General features: G+C 63.8%; 18 protein-coding genes. 17 read left to right on the top strand and 1 reads right to left on the bottom strand.

Annotated features, from left to right (window positions below):
* The first annotated feature begins 214 nt into the window (after positions 1-214).
* The 8 genes from AC22G6_RS12080 (at position 215) to AC22G6_RS12115 (ending at position 8,498) form a co-directional block, all read left to right on the top strand.
* Positions 215-1,414 (top strand): acetyl-CoA C-acyltransferase, encoded by a 1,200-nt coding sequence (locus tag AC22G6_RS12080; protein ID WP_487366978.1) that lies wholly within the window; start codon positions 215-217, stop codon positions 1,412-1,414.
* 263 nt (positions 1,415-1,677) lie between these two features.
* On the top strand, positions 1,678-3,015 hold the full coding sequence (locus AC22G6_RS12085; RefSeq protein ID WP_487366979.1) for a Na(+)-translocating NADH-quinone reductase subunit A: 1,338 nt from the start codon (positions 1,678-1,680) through the stop codon (positions 3,013-3,015).
* Between the two features lie 2 nt (positions 3,016-3,017).
* Entirely contained in the window at positions 3,018-4,232 is a 1,215-nt protein-coding gene (locus tag AC22G6_RS12090; protein ID WP_108949659.1) for an NADH:ubiquinone reductase (Na(+)-transporting) subunit B, read from the top strand.
* Positions 4,222-5,010 (top strand): Na(+)-translocating NADH-quinone reductase subunit C, encoded by a 789-nt coding sequence (locus AC22G6_RS12095; RefSeq protein WP_487366980.1) that lies wholly within the window; start codon positions 4,222-4,224, stop codon positions 5,008-5,010. Before AC22G6_RS12090 ends, AC22G6_RS12095 begins: the two co-directional genes overlap by 11 nt.
* Positions 5,011-5,012: 2 nt before the next feature.
* Positions 5,013-5,681 carry an NADH:ubiquinone reductase (Na(+)-transporting) subunit D gene (locus tag AC22G6_RS12100; protein WP_108971505.1) on the top strand — a complete coding sequence of 223 codons (669 nt, stop codon included), beginning with the start codon at positions 5,013-5,015 and terminating at the stop codon, positions 5,679-5,681.
* A gap of 1 nt (position 5,682) precedes the next feature.
* The gene (nqrE, locus tag AC22G6_RS12105; protein ID WP_487366981.1) at positions 5,683-6,291 is read left to right on the top strand and encodes an NADH:ubiquinone reductase (Na(+)-transporting) subunit E; all 609 of its coding nucleotides are present in this window, start codon (positions 5,683-5,685) and stop codon (positions 6,289-6,291) included.
* A gap of 16 nt (positions 6,292-6,307) precedes the next feature.
* The gene (nqrF, locus tag AC22G6_RS12110; RefSeq protein WP_487366982.1) at positions 6,308-7,534 is read left to right on the top strand and encodes an NADH:ubiquinone reductase (Na(+)-transporting) subunit F; all 1,227 of its coding nucleotides are present in this window, start codon (positions 6,308-6,310) and stop codon (positions 7,532-7,534) included.
* Between the two features lie 163 nt (positions 7,535-7,697).
* Positions 7,698-8,498, top strand: coding sequence for an enoyl-CoA hydratase (locus tag AC22G6_RS12115; RefSeq protein WP_487366983.1), 801 nt, complete (start codon positions 7,698-7,700; stop codon positions 8,496-8,498).
* A 57-nt stretch (positions 8,499-8,555) separates the two neighbouring features.
* On the opposite strand, the gene AC22G6_RS12120 is transcribed toward AC22G6_RS12115, so the two are convergent.
* A complete protein-coding gene (locus AC22G6_RS12120; RefSeq protein ID WP_487366984.1) occupies positions 8,556-9,341 on the bottom strand; it encodes a YdcF family protein in 786 nt (261 codons plus the stop codon).
* Between the two features lie 136 nt (positions 9,342-9,477).
* On the opposite strand from AC22G6_RS12120, the gene AC22G6_RS12125 reads away from it, so the two are divergent.
* From AC22G6_RS12125 to AC22G6_RS12165, 9 genes are all read left to right on the top strand, one after another.
* Positions 9,478-10,065, top strand: coding sequence for a DUF2802 domain-containing protein (locus AC22G6_RS12125; RefSeq protein ID WP_487366985.1), 588 nt, complete (start codon positions 9,478-9,480; stop codon positions 10,063-10,065).
* Entirely contained in the window at positions 10,062-10,625 is a 564-nt protein-coding gene (locus AC22G6_RS12130) for an SPOR domain-containing protein (protein ID WP_487366986.1), read from the top strand. The genes AC22G6_RS12125 and AC22G6_RS12130 overlap by 4 nt, the downstream gene beginning before the upstream one ends.
* Before the next feature lie 59 nt (positions 10,626-10,684).
* On the top strand, positions 10,685-11,119 hold the full coding sequence (gene fliW / locus AC22G6_RS12135) for a flagellar assembly protein FliW (RefSeq protein WP_487366987.1): 435 nt from the start codon (positions 10,685-10,687) through the stop codon (positions 11,117-11,119).
* Between the two features lie 188 nt (positions 11,120-11,307).
* Entirely contained in the window at positions 11,308-11,688 is a 381-nt protein-coding gene (locus AC22G6_RS12140; RefSeq protein ID WP_108949650.1) for a RidA family protein, read from the top strand.
* 15 nt (positions 11,689-11,703) lie between these two features.
* Entirely contained in the window at positions 11,704-13,773 is a 2,070-nt protein-coding gene (gene recG, locus AC22G6_RS12145; protein WP_487366988.1) for an ATP-dependent DNA helicase RecG, read from the top strand.
* A gap of 40 nt (positions 13,774-13,813) precedes the next feature.
* Positions 13,814-14,683 (top strand): 4-hydroxybenzoate octaprenyltransferase, encoded by an 870-nt coding sequence (ubiA, locus tag AC22G6_RS12150; RefSeq protein ID WP_487366989.1) that lies wholly within the window; start codon positions 13,814-13,816, stop codon positions 14,681-14,683.
* 27 nt (positions 14,684-14,710) lie between these two features.
* Positions 14,711-15,523 (top strand): orotidine-5'-phosphate decarboxylase, encoded by an 813-nt coding sequence (gene pyrF / locus AC22G6_RS12155; RefSeq protein WP_108949647.1) that lies wholly within the window; start codon positions 14,711-14,713, stop codon positions 15,521-15,523.
* A 12-nt stretch (positions 15,524-15,535) separates the two neighbouring features.
* Positions 15,536-17,026 carry a 4-hydroxy-3-polyprenylbenzoate decarboxylase gene (gene ubiD / locus AC22G6_RS12160; protein ID WP_487366990.1) on the top strand — a complete coding sequence of 497 codons (1,491 nt, stop codon included), beginning with the start codon at positions 15,536-15,538 and terminating at the stop codon, positions 17,024-17,026.
* Between the two features lie 37 nt (positions 17,027-17,063).
* Positions 17,064-17,483, top strand: coding sequence for a DUF4870 family protein (locus tag AC22G6_RS12165; RefSeq protein WP_108949645.1), 420 nt, complete (start codon positions 17,064-17,066; stop codon positions 17,481-17,483).
* Position 17,484 lies beyond the last annotated feature (1 nt).

A 17,484-nucleotide genomic window follows, 5' to 3' on the forward strand; every position in this document is an offset into this window, starting at 1 on the left:
TGCCGTGACGGGGGTGAGTGTTTGTGGCGCGGGCGAGGACTGTTTGAGCCCGAAGGGCGAGTTCCGCAGCCCGCAGAACAAACACTCACTTCCGGCGCGGAGATCTGCCACGAACACAAACGCGCAGACCCGCCACGACAACCGACCACGAGTCCGACAACCACGAAATGTTTTGAAGAAACGCTGACAAGCAGTTCTTTTGGAGACAGAACAGATGAACAAACAGATTCGGGACGCCTACATCGTTGCCGCCGTGCGTACCCCGGTGGCGCGACGCAACGGTGCTTTCCGCCATGTACGCCCGGACGACATGCTGGCTAAGGTGCTGCGCGAGGTCGTCGCCAGGGTGCCCGGGCTTGATCCGGCCGAGATCGGTGACGTGATCACCGGATGTGCCATGCCGGAAGCCGAGCAGGGCATGAACGTGTCGCGCATCGGACTGCTGCTCGCAGGGCTTCCGGACACGGTGCCGGGCATCACCATCAACCGATTCTGTGCTTCAGGGCTGCAGGCGGTGGCCGATGCCGCCAACCGCATCCGCCTCGGTGAAGCCGATGTGATGATCGCGGCTGGCACCGAGAGCATGAGCGCGATGCCGCAGATCATGGGCAACAAGGTCAGTCTCAACCCGGAAATCTTCAGCAAGGCCGAGAATATCGGGATCGCCTACGGCATGGGGCTGACCGCGGAGAAAGTGGCCGAGCAGTGGAAAGTCAGCCGTGAGGATCAGGACGCCTTTGCCGTCGAATCGCACCGCCGTGCCTGCGCTGCGATTGCGGCCGGGCAGTTCGCCGACGAGATCTCCCCCTATGCGGTGCAGTCCTATCTGCCAGGCGAAGGTGGCAGCGTGCGTATCGCCGAACGCGTGCTCGAGAACGACGAAGGCCCGCGACCCGATGCTGCGATGGAACGCCTTGCCAAGCTGAAGCCCGTGTTTGCCGCGCGCGGCTCGGTCACCGCGGGCAACAGTTCGCAGATGTCGGACGGGGCTGGCGCGGTCCTGCTGATGAGCGAAGCGGCACTGAAACGCTTCAACGCGACCCCGATTGCACGGTTTCGCAGCTACGCGGTGGCCGGGGTGCCGCCGCAGGTGATGGGTATCGGCCCGGTCGAAGCCATCCCGCGCGCGCTGAAGATGGCCGATGTGGCACATGACAGCGTGGGCTGGATCGAGCTCAACGAGGCTTTTGCGGCGCAGGCGCTGGCGGTGACGCGCCAGCTCGGACTCGATCCGGAAAAGGTCAATCCGCTTGGCGGCGCGATTGCGCTTGGTCATCCGCTTGGCGCCACCGGTGCGATCCGTACGGCCACCCTGATGGCAGCGATGCAGCGCGACCCGAAGTTGCGCTTCGGCCTGATCAGCATGTGTATCGGAACCGGCATGGGGGCGGCGGGCGTTTTCGAGCGGATGTAGCCGCGAGGGCACGTATCGCATCCGCTGCGGCAAACCCTTGATGGATCGGGCAGTTCCCGCTTCGGGCTGCCCGATTTGCATTTCAACGAAAGCTTATATTGAAGAAATGTGTCTTATATCGGATCATCCTAAGTGATTGGTGGGTAACAATCTCTTATAATTCTCGGGTTTGTTTACGCGGGGTCATTGCCCGTGAGCCGGAAAACGCGGCTCTACGGCGTGCAGGACTCCACCATTCTCATGAGTGATTGGGCGATAGACGCATGATACAAATCAAACGCGGACTTGACCTTCCTGTCACCGGCGCGCCGGCGCAGCGCATTGAAGCCGGACGGCCGGTGCGCAGTGTGGCCGTCATCGGCTTCGACTATCACGGCATGAAGCCGACGATGGCGGTGCAGGTGGGCGACCGGGTGAAGCTGGGGCAAGTGTTGTTCTCCGACAAGAAGACGGAAGGGGTGCATTTCACTGCGCCCGCCGCAGGGGTGGTCAGCGCCATCCATCGCGGCGAGCAGCGTGTGCTGCAATCCGTGGCCATCGATGTCGAAGGTGATGAGGCCATCGACTTTGCGCGCTACAGCGACACCGAGATCGACGCTCTCGCACCCGAAGCCGTGCGCGAGAACCTGCAGCAGTCCGGGCTCTGGACTGCGCTGCGTACCCGGCCCCTGAGCAAGGTACCTGCGATCGACGCCACGCCGAGCTCGATCTTCGTCACCGCGATCGACACGCACCCGCTGGCAGCCGACCCCGCCGTGGTCATCGGCGAGTACGCCGAAGACTTCAGTCGCGGGCTCAAGCTGCTTGGCCGGCTGGCGCGGGTATTTCTGTGCCATGCCGAGAATGCGAAGCTGCCCGGTTCCGATTTGAACAACGTGACCGCAGAGTCATTCTCCGGTCCGCATCCGGCCGGTCTGCCCGGTACGCACATTCACTTCCTCGACCCGGTCGATGCGCACAAGTCCGTGTGGTATCTGAACTACCAGGACGTGATCGCGATGGGCAAGCTGTTTGCCACCGGTCGTCTGTGGGAAGAGCGCGTCGTGGCGCTGGCGGGTCCGGTGGTGGAAAAGCCGCGTCTGGTGCGCACCCGTCTGGGCGCCAACCTTGACGAGCTGACCGCGGGCGAGATGGCCGTCGGGCGCAATCGCGTGATTTCGGGCTCGGTGTTCGGCGGGCGCACGGCGCGCGGCGCCTGTGCCTACCTCGGCCGCTATCACCTGCAGGTGTCCTGCCTCAAGGAAGGGACCGAACGCGAGTTCATGCACTACCTGCGTGCCGGCACCAACAAGCACTCGGTGCTCAACATCTTCGCCTCGAAGCTGTTCGGCGATCGCAAGCTCGACTTCACCACCACCACCAATGGCAGCCCGCGCGCCATGGTGCCGGTTGGCAACTACGAAGCCGTGATGCCGCTCGACATTCTGCCGACGCAGCTGCTGCGTTACCTGATTGTCGGCGACACTGACATGGCGCAGAAGCTCGGCGCGCTCGAGCTCGACGAGGAAGACCTCGCGCTGTGTACCTACGTGTGTGCCGGCAAGTACGAGTACGGCCCAATCCTGCGGGATAATCTGACACGCATCGAAAAGGAAGGCTGAGCATGGGTCTGCGTTCATATCTCGACAGTATCGAGCACCACTTCGAAAAGGGTGGCAAGCACGAGAAGTGGTATGCCCTTTACGAGGCAGTGGATACCGCGCTCTACCGCCCGTCCAGCGTCACCCGCACCACCGCTCACGTGCGCGACGGTCTCGACCTCAAGCGCATGATGATCACGGTGTGGATGTGCACCTTCCCGGCGCTGTTCTTCGGCATGTGGAATATCGGCTTCCAGGCCAATACCATCTACGCCGCCAACCCCGATCTGCTCGCAGCTCAGGACGGCTGGCGGATGGCGCTGATCGCCGCTTTTGCCAGTTTTGACCCGGGCAGCGTTTGGGACAACATGGTGCATGGCGCAGCGTATTTCCTGCCCATCTACCTGGTGACCTTCGTTGTCGGCGGTTTCTGGGAAGTGCTGTTCGCTTCGATCCGCCGCCATGAGGTGAACGAAGGCTTCTTCGTCACCTCGGTGCTGTTCGCGCTGATCTGCCCGCCGACCGTGCCGCTGTGGCAGGTTGCGCTCGGCATCAGCTTCGGCGTCGTGATCGGCAAGGAAGTGTTCGGCGGTACGGGTAAGAACTTCCTCAACCCCGCGCTGACCGGCCGTGCCTTCCTGTACTTTGCCTACCCGGCACAACTGTCCGGCGATGCGGTATGGACGGCCGTCGATGGCTACACCGGCGCGACTCCGCTGTCGCTCGGCGCTGCAGGCGGGCTGGACCAGATCGTGGCCGGCGGCATTACCTGGATGGACGCCTTCCTCGGGCTGATCCACGGTTCGGTGGGCGAAACCAGCACGCTGGCCATCCTTATTGGCGGTGCGGTGCTGCTGATCATGAAGATCGCCTCGTGGCGCATCGTCGCCGGAGTGATGATCGGCATGATCGGCATGAGCCTGCTGTTCAACGGCATCGGGTCCACAAGCAACCCGATGTTCGGCCTGCCGTGGTACTGGCATCTGGTGGTTGGCGGCTTCGCCTTCGGCATGATCTTCATGGCGACCGACCCGGTGTCGGCGTCGATGACCAACACCGGGAAGTGGATCTTCGGTGCCTTCATCGGAATCATGACCGTGCTCATCCGGGTGGTTAACCCGGCCTTCCCCGAGGGCATCATGCTGGCGATCCTGTTCGCCAACCTGTGTGCCCCGCTGATCGACCACTTTGTGGTCTCGGCCAATATCAAGCGGAGGTTGGCGCGCAATGTCCAGTAAGAAAGAATCGACAAGCCGCACGCTGTTCGTGGCGCTGGCGGTCAGTCTGGTGAGTTCGGTGTTCGTCGCCGGCGCGGCGGTGTCGCTGAAGCCGGTGCAGATCGAGAACCGTCAGCTCGACAAGCAGCGCAGCATTCTGTCAATCGCGGGACTGGGTGATACAGGTCTGTCCGGGCGTGAGGTCAAAGAGCTGTTCTCCAGCCGCATCAGTGCGAAGGTGGTGGATCTGGAAACCGGCGAGTATTCCACCGAGTTCAATCCGGACAATTTCGATCCGCTGAAGGCCGCGCGCGACCCGAAGATATCGGATGCGCTGTCGGGTGAAGAGGATCTTGCACTGATCAAGCGCCGCGAGCGTTACACCACGGTGTATATGGTGGAACAGGACGGCAAGCTCGAGTCGCTGATTCTGCCAGTGCGTGGATACGGCCTGTGGTCGACGCTGCACGGTTTCATGGCGGTAAAGGCCGATCTGAACACCGTTGTCGGTTTCGGTTTCTATCAGCATGCCGAAACGCCGGGTCTGGGTGGTGAGGTCGACAATCCTAAGTGGAAGGCGATGTGGCCGGGCAAGACCCTGTTCGACGACGCCGGCAAGCCGGTGATCGAGATCGTCAAGGGTGGCGTGGATCCCGCCAGTCCGGCCGCCGCCCATCAGGTTGACGCGCTGGCAGGGGCGACCCTCACCAGCAAGGGCGTCGACCGTCTTCTCCAGTTCTGGCTCGGCGAACAGGGTTTCGGTCCCTATCTCGCCAAACTGCGTTCCCAGGGGGTCTGATCATGTCGCAACCCACGATAAAAGAAGTCCTGCTCAACCCGATCTTTCATAACAACCCGATCGGATTGCAGATCCTTGGTATCTGTTCGGCTCTCGCCGTCACCTCCAACCTCAAGACGGCGGTGGTGATGTCGATCGCATTGACGCTGGTGACCGCGTTCTCGAGCATGTTCATCTCCATGATCCGTGCGCAGATCCCGGGCTCGATCCGCATGATCGTACAGATGGTCATCATCGCCTCGCTGGTGATCGTGGTCGACCAGATCCTGCGCGCCTATGCCTTCACCCTTGCCAAGCAGCTCTCTGTGTTCGTCGGCCTGATCATCACCAACTGCATCGTGATGGGGCGTGCCGAAGCGTTCGCGATGCAGAACCCGCCGCTGCTCTCGTTCATGGACGGTATCGGTAATGGTCTCGGCTACAGCGCGATGCTGCTGACGCTGGGCGTGATCCGCGAACTGTTCGGTGCAGGCAAACTGTTCGGTTTCGAGATCCTGAGCCTGGCCAAGGATGGTGGCTGGTATGTGCCCAACGGCATGCTGCTGCTGCCGCCTTCGGCGTTCTTCCTGATCGGCCTGATCATCTGGGGGCTGCGTACTTGGAAGACGGAGCAGGTCGAGGAAGCGTCGTTCAAAATGGCGCCCCAGGTGATCAACAAGGAGGCCTACTGATATGGAACATTACATCAGCCTCTTCGTGCGTGCAGTGTTCATTGAGAACATGGCGCTGTCTTTCTTCCTCGGCATGTGTACCTTCATTGCCATCTCGAAGAAGGTCGAAACCGCCATCGGTCTCGGCATTGCGGTGGTCGTGGTGCAGACCATCACCGTGCCGGCCAACAATCTGATCTACACTTGGCTGCTGCGTGACGGTGCCCTGTCGTGGGCGGGCATGCCGGACGTCGATCTGTCCTTCCTCGGACTGCTGTCGTATATCGGGGTGATCGCTGCCATTGTGCAGATCCTCGAGATGCTGCTCGACAAGTACGTTCCCAGTCTTTACAACGCGCTCGGAGTCTTCTTGCCGCTGATCACGGTGAACTGCGCAATCATGGGCGGTACCCTGTTCATGGTCGAGCGCGACTACAACTTCGGCGAAAGCGTCGTCTATGGTGTCGGCTCCGGGTTCTCTTGGGCGCTTGCCATTGCACTGCTTGCCGGCATTCGCGAGAAGCTGAAGTACAGCGATGTGCCTGACGGCCTGCAGGGCCTGGGCATCACCTTCATCACCATCGGGCTGATGTCGCTGGGTTTCATGTCGTTCTCCGGCGTACAGCTGTAAGGGCGGGGGAGGATATATGAACAGCCAGGAAATCTTCATCGCCATTGGCATGTTTACGGCCATCGTGCTCGCACTGGTCATGATCATCCTCATGGCGCGTGCGCGTCTCGTATCGAGCGGCGACGTTACCATCAATATCAACAACGAACGCACCATCACGGTGCCGGCGGGCGGAAAGTTGCTGCAGACGCTTGCCGCGAACGACATCTTCCTGTCGTCGGCCTGCGGTGGCGGCGGTACCTGTGCACAATGCAAGTGCGTGGTCGAGTCGGGCGGCGGCGAAATGCTGCCTACCGAAGAGTCGCACTTCAACAAGCGTCAGGCAAAGGAAGGCTGGCGCCTGTCGTGCCAGACCCCGGTCAAGCAGGACATGAAGGTCGAGGTGCCCGAGGAAGTGTTCGGGGTGAAGAAGTGGGAATGCACGGTGGAGTCCAACCCCAACGTTGCCACCTTCATCAAGGAGCTCACCCTGCGTCTGCCCGAAGGCGAGAACGTCGAGTTCCGTGCCGGCGGCTATGTGCAGCTCGAGTGCCCGCCCCACGTGGTGAAGTACGCCGACTTCGACATCCAGCCCGAGTACCGTGGTGACTGGGACAAGTTCAACATGTGGCGCTTCGTGTCCAAGGTCGACGAGACCGTGATCCGTGCCTACTCGATGGCGAACTACCCGGAAGAGAAGGGCGTGGTGAAGTTCAACATCCGTGTTGCGTCGCCTCCGCCGGGTCGCGACGATATTCCGCCGGGCAAGATGTCGTCCTGGGTGTTCAACCTCAAAGAGGGCGACAAGGTCACCGTTTACGGCCCGTTTGGCGAGTTCTTTGCGCGTGAAACGGACAACGAGATGGTGTTCGTGGGTGGTGGCGCAGGCATGGCGCCGATGCGCTCGCACATCTTCGACCAGCTCAAGCGGTTGTCGAGCCAGCGCAAGATCAGTTTCTGGTACGGCGCGCGTTCGATGCGCGAGGCGTTCTACGTTGAGGAATTCGACAAGCTCGCGGAAGACAATCCCAACTTCACGTGGCATCTGGCGCTGTCCGATCCCTTGCCGGAAGACAACTGGACCGGATACACCGGCTTCATTCACAACGTGTTGTTCGAGAACTACCTCAAGGATCATCCGGCGCCCGAGGATTGCGAGTTCTACATGTGCGGACCTCCGATGATGAACGCAGCGGTGATCAAGACCCTGCTCGATCTCGGTGTCGAGCGCGAGAACATCATGCTTGACGATTTCGGCGGCTGATCGCTGCGCGTATCCGGGCCCGCAGTGGCCCGGCGCATCTGCAGAGCCCCCGTCTCCGGCCAGGTCCGGACGCGGGGGTTTTTCTATTTCGGCATTCCGCGCTAACCTGTCGGTTCCAACATACGGTGCAGAATGGTTGCCCGAAATACAAGAGGAAGACAGCATGGCCGGAACCGTATTGCTCGACGTCGCTGATGGCGTCGCTACCCTGACCCTTAACCGTCCTGCAGCCCTGAATGCGCTGTCGGTGGAAATGATGCAGGATCTGGCGGCCGCAGCCCATGATCTGGCAGGACGCAAGGATGTTGCTGTCGTCGTGATTACGGGTGCGGGCGACCACTTCATGGCAGGCGGCGACCTGAAGGACTTCGCCAGCCACCTGCACCTGTCTCCGGAAGCGCGGCGCGCCACGTTCCGGGCCATGATCGAGCAGTACATCAACCCCACGGTAGAGGTGCTGCAAGGACTCGACCAGCCGGTGATAGCCAAGGTGCGTGGTGCCTGCGCCGGCTTTGGCCTCACCCTGATGATGGGGTGCGACCTCGTCGTGAGTGCAGACAGCGCCGTGTTTACGACCGCCTATGCCGCGATTGGCTTGTCCGGCGACGGTGGCGCGTCGTACTTCCTGCCGCGCATCGTCGGCAGGCGCAAGGCGGCCGAACTGCTGTTGCTGGGGGATCGCTTCGACGCCGCCGAGGCGCTCCGCCTTGGCCTGGTGACGCGCAGCGTGCCGGCCGACAGTCTCGATGCCGAAACCGCCAAGCTGTGTGCGCGTCTCAGGTCAGGTCCGCTGCAGACCTATGGCGAGATCAAGCGCCTGCTGGCGATGTCCCACGACAGCCAGCTCGAGTCCCAGCTGCATAGTGAGGCGCTGGCGTTCGGCCGGTGTGGTGGCAGCGATGACTTTGCCGAGGGTGTGACGGCCTTCCTCGAAAAGCGCAAGCCGGTGTTCAAGGGCGCCTGAGCGCCTCTGGCAGGGACGGCTGCAGCCAGCGGACCCGCCGCCCCCGCCGGCGGTGTTTCAGCGTGACAGGCGATAGGCCAGCAGTCCCACCCACTCGTGCACCGCAAACCAGGCGGCGTAAGCCGAGCCGGCACTGGGCAGGTTCGGCAGGACTTCTTCGTCGACAGGCTTGCCGATGGGGCGTGGTCCCAGCCATGCCGTCGGAGCCATGCTGACCTGCATCCCGGCCGCTTCGAATTCGGCGCGCGCACGGCGCATGTGCGCGGCGTGCGTGACCAGCACGATGCGGGTCACGCCCGAAGCCTTGAGCTGCCCGGCCGAGTAACGGGCATTCTGCCGGGTGTCGAGCGAGGAGGGTTCGGTCCACCGGACCCGAATGCCGAAGTCCTCCTCGAGGCTGCTTTCCATCAGGATTGCTTCGGGAGTCTCACCGCTCGGTGCGCCCCCGCTCACCAGAATCGGCAAACCGGTCTGACGTGAAAGCCTGGCGCCGTAACGCAGACGTTCGAGGGTAATGCGATTGACGGTGTCGCCACCGTATTCCGGCGCATTGCTCATGCGCCCGCCACCCAGAATGACGATCGCCTGCGCGTCGGTGGCTGCTGACAGCGACAGGGGCTGCCGCGGCTCGAGTGGTTCAAGCAGCAGGCCGACCGGCGCCGGCGTGATCAGCAACAGACCGCTGACCAGTCCTGTCCATACCAGTGTTCGTCCGCTGCGCGGTCGCCGGCGGCCCATCAGCAGCCCGATCAGGATCAGTGCAAAGGGCATCAGCGGGGGCAGAATCAGTACCGAGATCAGCTTCTTGAGCCAGAACAGGGCAATCGCGGTGTCGAAATCCATTCGGGTTTGTCCTCTGGTGTCGTGCCCAGTATTATCAGGGCAATTCCATTCCCGCGGTTTCAAGCTCATGCCCATGCAGTGCCGGCTGGCGGTCTCCGTCCTTCCTGTCTCCGTTCTCCTGTTTCCCTGAATCATCATGGGATTTCGCCAACTCGTCTGGGCGCTGATCGCCGCACTGCTGCTCTACGGCGCCTGGCAACTGCTGCGCGCCCTGCTCGCCGGACGCGGCCGCCCTGAAGCTGCGTCGCCGCCGGCGGCCGCTGCCTTGAAGACCGATTCGACGGTTGCGGACGATGCAGACGACGATGCGGACTTCAACTACGCGCCCTTGCCGTCAGACGTCGTGGCGCCTGCTGCACCTGCAGCGCCGCCGGCCCCCGAGGCGCCCGCCGCAGAGCGGCCCGATACCTTTGCGCTGGAACTCGAGTTGCAGCGCCTGCGGCGCGAAGTTGGCGCCTTGCGCGCGGCGCTTGACGTGCAGCAGGGCGAGATCGGCGCGCTGCACGAAACTGTGCAGCGCCTCGTCGATGCGCCGCCGGCGGATTCAAGCTCCTTCGAAGACAGTTCCGGCCAGAATGCCTCGCCGGAGTACAGCGAGGCGCTGGTGCTGGCGCGCCGGGGCTTGTCGGTCGAGGAGGTGGCTGCGCGCTGCGGCATCACCCGGGCGGAGGCGGAACTGGTCGTGTCGCTGGCTGCGCGCGGTGAGACTGAGGGGGGCACATGAGCACAATGACTGCAGATCAGATCCGCGTGCAGCGTAACCGTGCATTGAAGCGCGCCGGGCTGGCGAGCGGGGTCGCTGTAGCGCTGCTGCTTGTCGTGCTGATGTTCGAGGATGGTCGCACGCCTGAGTCCGCCGCGCCCACGATGGCGGTGCAGCCTCCGCCGGTCGCGCAGGCCATCGAGCCTGTCGCGCCGGTCGAAAATACATCCGTCGTGCCGGACGCCGGAGCGGCAGATCCCGTAGTCGCGGACGTCAAGCCGGAAAGCGAGCCATTGCCGCCGACGCAGGTCGAGGCAGCGTCAGCGCCGCCACCTGCCGAGAAGAAGGCATCCGTTCCGCTGGCAAATGGCTACCTGGTGCAGCTGGGCGTCTTCGGCTCCATGGACAATGCTGACGGACTCCGCGCCGATGTGGCGGCAAGAGGGCTGCCAGCGCACGTCGAGGGCCGGGTTGTGGTCGGACCGTTTCCCGACAAGGCGGCTGCGGAAGCGGCGCGCGCGCGGCTGAAACGTGAGGGGCTGGCAAGCGGCATCGTGGTGCCCCCGCGCAAGAGCAAGTGAAGCCGGCAACAGCGCTGATTGCGGCCGGCAAATATATCGAAACAAGGGAGGAGAGACACATGAAGATCGAGAGCCCGGTGTTGGGCGTGTTCGAAGTATCCGACGACAAACTGATCGAGTTTCCGCAGGGCTTGCCCGGTTTCGAGGGGTGTCACCGTTTCGTGCTCGTGCATGAGGAGGGCGCCGAGGCAACCGTGTTCATGCTGCAAAGTGCGGACGACCCCGAAGTGGCGTTTTCCCTGACCGGGCCGGAGCAGTTCGGTATCAATTACGAATTCCCCCTGTCTGACGAAGAACTGGCCATCCTGAAGCTCGACCGGCCGGAGGACGCCCTTGTTGCCATCATCGTGCGCAAGGACGGGGACAACCCCGCGACGGCCGGCTTGCGCGCAAACTTCATGGCGCCGCTGGTGATCAACGTCGGCGCGCGCCGCGGCATGCAGAAGGTCATCAACAAGCTGGGTTGCGATATTCTGCTGCGCGCACAGGCGTAAGTGTCGAACGGCAGGCAGCGCCCACCCTCGGGAGCGTTGTCACCGTTAAGGCCCAGGCACTGGCCGTCGCGTGAGCGCGGGCTTTGCGTTGCGATGCCCGCTGCCGCCAGCGCCCACGCCGAACCGGGGCTTCACCTGCGCTGCACAGGTTAGAATCCGCCTACACTCATCTTTTCAGGGATTCAGTCATGAGCCGTTCCATCGTTTCCACGCCCAGCGCACCCGCTGCCATCGGTACCTACTCGCAAGCGGTCAAGACCGGCAGCACCGTTTACTGCTCCGGTCAGATCGGGCTGGACCCGACGACGATGCAGATGGTCGAGGGCTTCGAGGCTCAAACCGTGCGTGTGTTCGAGAACCTCAAGGCGGTTGCCGAGGCTGCGGGCGGTTCGCTCGCCGACGCGGTCAAGCTCACGATCTATCTGACCGATCTGTCCAACTTCGCCACCGTAAACGAAGTGATGTCGCGCTACTTTGCCGAGCCCTATCCGGCGCGCGCAGCCGTCGGCGTCAAGGAATTGCCGCGCGGTGCGGTGGTCGAGGCCGACGCCATCCTCGTGCTGGGCTGAGCGACAGCAGCGCACGTGGGTTCGCGAGAACCGGGCGGGCGCTCGCCCGCGCAGGGTTGGCCGGGCGTTGGCGGGCAGTTGGCGGGGCGTCTCGCGAAGCTCGACCTCTATCGGCAGGAAGATCTCATCCTGCATCTGCCCTTGCGTTATGAAGACGAGACCCGGCTGACACCCATTGCCGACGCGCGTCACGGCTTCCCGGCCCAGATCGAGGGCGAGGTCATCTCCTGCGAAGTCACGCTCCGTCCGCGCCGGCAACTGGTTGCCCGCGTGCGCGATGCGTCCGGCACGCTGGTGGCGCGCTGGCTCAATTTCTACCCATCGCAGCAAAAGCAGCTGTCTGTCGGGCGCAGCGTGCGCCTGTTCGGAGAAGTGCGCGGCGGCTTCTTCGGCGACGAGATGGTGCATCCGCGCCTGCGTCCGGTGGAGCGGGGGGAGTCCTTGCCTGAGGCACTGACGCCGGTCTATCCCACCACGGCCGGCGTCGGGCAGGCGACACTGCGCAAGCTGATCGATCTGGCGCTCCGCACCGTTGCGCTGGACGATCCGATTCCGCCGGCGGTGTGCAGCCGCCTCGGGTTGCCGGGTTTTGCAGAGGCGGTGCGTGCCCTGCATCACCCCGCGCCCGATGCCGACCCCTCTGCACTGGAAAACCGCGAGCACCCGGCCTGGCGGCGGATCAAGTTCGAGGAGTTGCTGGTTCAGCAGTTGTCGCTGCGCCGGGCCTATAACGCTCGCCGGGCGCTGGGCGCCGCAAGTCTGCCGCCACGCCGGCAGCTGACGCAGGCCTTGCTCGGCCAGCTCGCATTCAGCCTGACAGGTGCGCAGCAGCGTGCAGTTGCCGAGATCTCCGCCGATCTTGCCGCAGCGCATCCGATGCAGCGGCTGCTGCAGGGCGACGTCGGCAGCGGGAAGACGGTCGTTGCCGCCCTGGCGATGCTGCAGGCAGCCGAAAATGGCTGGCAGGCCGCGCTGATGGCGCCCACCGAGATCCTTGCCGAGCAACACTACCGCAAACTGCACGACTGGCTGGCGCCGCTGGGCATCGAAGTGGCCTGGTTGTCGGGCAGTCGCAAGAAGCGCGAGCGCGAGGCGGAGCTTGCGCGTCTGCACAGCGGCGAGTTGCTGCTTGCAGTCGGCACGCATGCGCTGATCGAAGACCCGGTGGCAATGCCCAAACTGGCGCTGGCCGTGGTGGACGAACAGCACCGCTTTGGTGTGCGCCAGCGTCTGGCCTTGCGCGAGAAGGGGCTGGCCGGGCAGCGTCCGCACATGCTGATGATGTCCGCCACGCCGATCCCGCGCACCCTGGCGATGACCCACTATGCCGACCTCGACGTGTCTGTGCTCGATGAACTGCCGCCGGGGCGCACGCCGATTCGCACGCGTCTGGTGTCCGACGGCAGGCGTGACGAAGTGGTGGGCCGTGTCCGCGATGCCTGTCTCGAGGGGCGTCAGGCCTACTGGGTGTGCCCGCTGATCGAGGAGTCCGAGGCGCTGCAGTTGCAGACCGCGGTGGACACCTTCGAGATGCTGTCCGCCGACCTGCCCGAACTGAAGGTCGGTCTCATTCACGGGCGTCTGAAGGCCGACGAGAAAGCGGCCACGATGGCCGCCTTTGCCGCCGGCGATCTGCAGGTGCTGGTGGCGACCACGGTGATCGAGGTCGGTGTCGATGTGCCCAATGCGAGCCTGATGGTGATCGAGCATGCGGAGCGTTTCGGCCTTGCGCAGTTGCACCAGTTGCGCGGCCGCGTTGGGCGCGGGACGGCGGAGTCGGTGTGCGTCCTGATCTACGCCCAGCCGCTGTCTGAAACCGCGCGGGCGCGGCTGAAGGTGATCTACGAGCAGACGGACGGCTTCGCGATCGCCAGTGAGGACCTGCACATTCGCGGCCCGGGCGAGTTCGTCGGCGCGCGCCAGAGCGGCGTGCCCCTGTTGCGCTTCGCCAGTCTCGAAGAGGACGACGACCTGATCGAGCCGGCACGTGCGCTGGCCGAAAGCATGCTGGCACGCGAACCGAAGCTCGCCGAGCGTCTGCTCACGCGCTGGGTGGGCGGACGCGAAGGCCTGCTGCGGGCCTGATCCGGGTAAAATGCGCGCTGCGCGAACCCGCTTTCAACCGATGACGCTAGCCGACCGACTCCCCCACTACGTTCGCCTGATGCGGCTCGACAAGCCCATCGGCACCCTGCTGCTGCTGTGGCCCACGCTGTGGGCCCTGTGGCTCGCAGCCGACGGCGTGCCGCCGCTGCACATCCTGCTGATATTCGCGCTCGGCACCTTGCTGATGCGCTCGGCCGGTTGCGTGATCAACGATTACGCCGACCGCGATTTCGATGGCCATGTCGAGCGCACCCGCATGCGACCGCTCGCCACCGGTGCGGTCAGCACCCGCGAAGCGCTGCTGCTTGCCGGCGGGCTGGCGCTCCTCGCCTTCATGCTGGTCCTGCCCCTGCAGCCACTGGTGATCTGGTTGTCCGTCCCGGCACTGTTTCTTGCCGGCAGTTACCCCTATACCAAGCGCTTTCTCGCCATTCCGCAGGCTTACCTCGGGATTGCCTTCGGCTTCGGTATCCCGATGGGGTTCGCTGCGGTGCTTGGCGAAGTGCCGGTGGTGGCCTGGGTGATGCTGCTGGCCAACATTTTCTGGGCCGTGGCCTACGACACCGAATATGCAATGGTCGACCGCCCGGACGACCTCAAGATCGGTATCAAGACCTCCGCCATCACCTTTGGTCGCTTCGATGTGGTCGCGGTGATGCTGTGCTACGCCATCGCCCTGTGCCTGCTGGCCTGGGTGGGCGTGGCGATGGCGCGCGGGCCGGCGTTCTACCTTGGGCTGCTGGCTGCGGCTGGCATTGCGCTCTACCACTTCACCCTCATCCGCCATCGCGAACGTGCCGACTGCTTCAAGGCCTTTCGCCACAACAACTGGCTGGGCGCCGCGATCTTTTGCGGAGTCCTTGTCGACGACCTGCTGCGCCGGCTCTGACCCGGCAGCCCTGACCCGGAATTCACCATGCACTTCATGACCGCCCTCAAGGGCGCCTGGCAGCAGCGCAACAGCCTGCTGTGCGTCGGCCTTGACCCCGATCCCGCCCGGTTTCCCGCGCACCTGCAGGACAAGCCGGACGCGATCTTCGAGTTCTGCAAGCAGATCGTCGATGCCACCGCCGACCTCGCGTGCTGCTTCAAGCCGCAGATCGCCTACTTCGCTGCGCGCCGTGCCGAGGATCAGCTCGAAGCGCTGATCGACCACATTCACGCGCGCCACCCGGACACGCCCGTGGTGCTCGACGCCAAGCGCGGCGACATCGGCAGCACCGCCGAGCAATATGCAGTCGAGGCCTTCGAGCGCTTCCGTGCGGATGCGATCACGGTCAATCCCTACATGGGGCGCGATTCGGTCGATCCCTACCTTGCCTACCCGGACAAGGGCGTGATCCTGCTGTGCCGCACCTCGAATCCGGGTGGCTCCGACCTGCAGTTTCTCGATGTCGGCGGTGAAAAGCTATACGAACGCGTGGCGCGTCTGGTGGCAGAAGACTGGAACGCGAGCGGCAACTGCGGTCTGGTGGTCGGTGCGACCTTCCCGGCCGAGATCGCACGTGTGCGCGAACTGACGGGCGACATGCCACTGCTGGTGCCGGGCATCGGTGCCCAGGGTGGCGACATTGCTGCCACCATGCAGGCCGGGCGCACTGCAGATGGTTGCGGACTGATGATCAACTCCTCGCGCGCGATCCTGTATGCGGGCAAGGGCGAGGACTTCGCTGCCGAAGCACGCAGGGTGGCGCTCGAGACACGCGACGCCATCAACGCGCAGCGCTGATACGGACATGGCATGAAATACCACGACTTGCGCGACTTCATCACCCAGCTCGAGGCGCGCGGAGAGCTCAAGCGCATCAGCGTCCCGGTCGACACCCATCTCGAAATGACCGAGATCGCCGACCGTGTGCTGCGTGCCGGCGGGCCGGCGCTGCTGTTCGAGAAACCGGTGACCCGCGGCGTACCCCAGGACATGCCGGTACTCGCCAACCTGTTCGGCACGCCCGAGCGGGTGGCTTACGGCATGGGTGAAGACCTCGACGCCGGGGACTGGCAGACGCCCTTGCGTGAAGTTGGCAAGCTGCTGGCCTTCCTCAAGGAACCGGAGCCACCGAAGGGCCTGAAGGACGCGTGGGAGAAGTGGCCGGTGCTCAAGCAGGTCATGAACATGTCGCCCAAGGAAGTGCGTTCCGCGCCGTGCCAGGAGGTGGTGTGGGAGGGCAAGGACGTCGACCTCGGTCGGCTGCCGATTCAGCACTGCTGGCCGGGCGACGCCGCACCGCTGATCACCTGGGGACTGGTGGTGACCCGCGGTCCACACAAGAAGCGTCAGAATCTCGGCATTTACCGGCAGCAGGTGCTGGGGCCGAACCGCGTCATCATGCGCTGGCTGGCGCATCGTGGCGGGGCGCTCGATTTTCGCGAGCACAAACTGGCGCACCCGGGGGAGCCCTTTCCCGTTGCAGTGGTGCTTGGCTGCGATCCGGCCACCATCCTCGGCGCGGTGACGCCGGTGCCGGATGCGATTTCCGAGTACCAGTTTGCCGGTCTGCTGCGCGGCTCGAAAACCGAACTGGTGCGCTGCGTCGGCTCCGACCTGCAGGTGCCGGCCTCGGCCGAGATCGTGCTCGAGGGCGTGATCCACCCGGACGACATGGCGCCGGAGGGGCCGTACGGCGACCACACCGGCTACTACAACGAGGTCTCCGACTTCCCGGTGTTTACTGTCGAACGCATCACCATGCGGCGCAAGCCGATTTATCACTCGACCTACACCGGCAAGCCGCCCGACGAGCCGGCCATGCTCGGGCTTGCGCTGAACGAGGTCTTCGTCCCCCTGCTGCAGAAGCAGTATCCGGAGATCACCGATTTCTACCTGCCGCCCGAGGGCTGTTCCTATCGCCTCGCAGTGGTGTCGATCCGCAAACAGTATCCGGGGCACGCCAAGCGCGTGATGTTCGGGATCTGGAGCTTTCTGCGCCAGTTCATGTACACCAAGTTCATCATCGTGGTGGACGATGACGTCAATATCCGCGAGTGGAAGGAAGTCATCTGGGCGCTGACCACCCGGATGGATGCCACCCGTGACACCACGCTGGTGGACAACACCCCGATCGACTACCTCGACTTCGCTTCACCGGTTGCCGGACTGGGCAGCAAGATGGGGCTGGATGCAACGAACAAGTGGGAAGGTGAAACGAATCGCGAATGGGGGCGTCCGATTGTCATGGACGACGCGGTCAAGCAACGCGTCGACGCGATGTGGCCCGAACTTGGCCTGTGATGCCCTGAAAACTGACGCATGACGCAAGGATGACCTGATGGCGCAATCCGATTACACCGCAGCACCGCTTCAGCCCGGGCAGCCGACTGAAAACCTGGTCACGCTCACGCACCTGATCTACGCCCTGCACGCCTTTGCGGTCTTCACCGGGGTGGTCGGGTCGGCCACGATTCTTGGCAGCTTCATTGCCAGCGTGCCGTCGATCGCGGCCGTGATCATCAACTACGTGAAGCAGAGCGCCGTGCGCGATACCTGGCTCGAAAGCCATTTCCGCTGGCAGATCCGCACTTTCTGGTTTGCCGTGCTGTGGGTGATGGTGGCGGTCGTGATGATCATGACCATCATTGGCCTGCCCTTCGGCCTGCTGGCCCTTGGGGTCACCAGTCTGTGGGTGCTGTACCGCGTGGTGCGGGGCTGGTGGGCGCTTTCACAGCGGGAATCCCTGCCGATGGACTGAA

The organism is Parazoarcus sp. PS-13 R2A, from assembly GCF_057621855.1.

Excerpts from the sequence above, each read along its gene's own strand:
- AC22G6_RS12080 (WP_487366978.1), top strand. The coding sequence starts at position 215 with ATGAACAAACAGATTCGGGACGCCTACATCGTTGCCGCCGTGCGTACC.
- AC22G6_RS12085 (WP_487366979.1), top strand. The coding sequence starts at position 1,678 with ATGATACAAATCAAACGCGGACTTGACCTTCCTGTCACCGGCGCGCCG.
- AC22G6_RS12090 (WP_108949659.1), top strand. The coding sequence starts at position 3,018 with ATGGGTCTGCGTTCATATCTCGACAGTATCGAGCACCACTTCGAAAAG.
- AC22G6_RS12095 (WP_487366980.1), top strand. The coding sequence starts at position 4,222 with ATGTCCAGTAAGAAAGAATCGACAAGCCGCACGCTGTTCGTGGCGCTG.
- AC22G6_RS12100 (WP_108971505.1), top strand. The coding sequence starts at position 5,013 with ATGTCGCAACCCACGATAAAAGAAGTCCTGCTCAACCCGATCTTTCAT.
- nqrE (WP_487366981.1), top strand. The coding sequence starts at position 5,683 with ATGGAACATTACATCAGCCTCTTCGTGCGTGCAGTGTTCATTGAGAAC.
- nqrF (WP_487366982.1), top strand. The coding sequence starts at position 6,308 with ATGAACAGCCAGGAAATCTTCATCGCCATTGGCATGTTTACGGCCATC.
- AC22G6_RS12115 (WP_487366983.1), top strand. The coding sequence starts at position 7,698 with ATGGCCGGAACCGTATTGCTCGACGTCGCTGATGGCGTCGCTACCCTG.
- AC22G6_RS12120 (WP_487366984.1), bottom strand. The coding sequence starts at position 9,341 with ATGGATTTCGACACCGCGATTGCCCTGTTCTGGCTCAAGAAGCTGATC.
- AC22G6_RS12125 (WP_487366985.1), top strand. The coding sequence starts at position 9,478 with ATGGGATTTCGCCAACTCGTCTGGGCGCTGATCGCCGCACTGCTGCTC.
- AC22G6_RS12130 (WP_487366986.1), top strand. The coding sequence starts at position 10,062 with ATGAGCACAATGACTGCAGATCAGATCCGCGTGCAGCGTAACCGTGCA.
- fliW (WP_487366987.1), top strand. The coding sequence starts at position 10,685 with ATGAAGATCGAGAGCCCGGTGTTGGGCGTGTTCGAAGTATCCGACGAC.
- AC22G6_RS12140 (WP_108949650.1), top strand. The coding sequence starts at position 11,308 with ATGAGCCGTTCCATCGTTTCCACGCCCAGCGCACCCGCTGCCATCGGT.
- ubiA (WP_487366989.1), top strand. The coding sequence starts at position 13,814 with ATGACGCTAGCCGACCGACTCCCCCACTACGTTCGCCTGATGCGGCTC.
- pyrF (WP_108949647.1), top strand. The coding sequence starts at position 14,711 with ATGCACTTCATGACCGCCCTCAAGGGCGCCTGGCAGCAGCGCAACAGC.
- ubiD (WP_487366990.1), top strand. The coding sequence starts at position 15,536 with ATGAAATACCACGACTTGCGCGACTTCATCACCCAGCTCGAGGCGCGC.
- AC22G6_RS12165 (WP_108949645.1), top strand. The coding sequence starts at position 17,064 with ATGGCGCAATCCGATTACACCGCAGCACCGCTTCAGCCCGGGCAGCCG.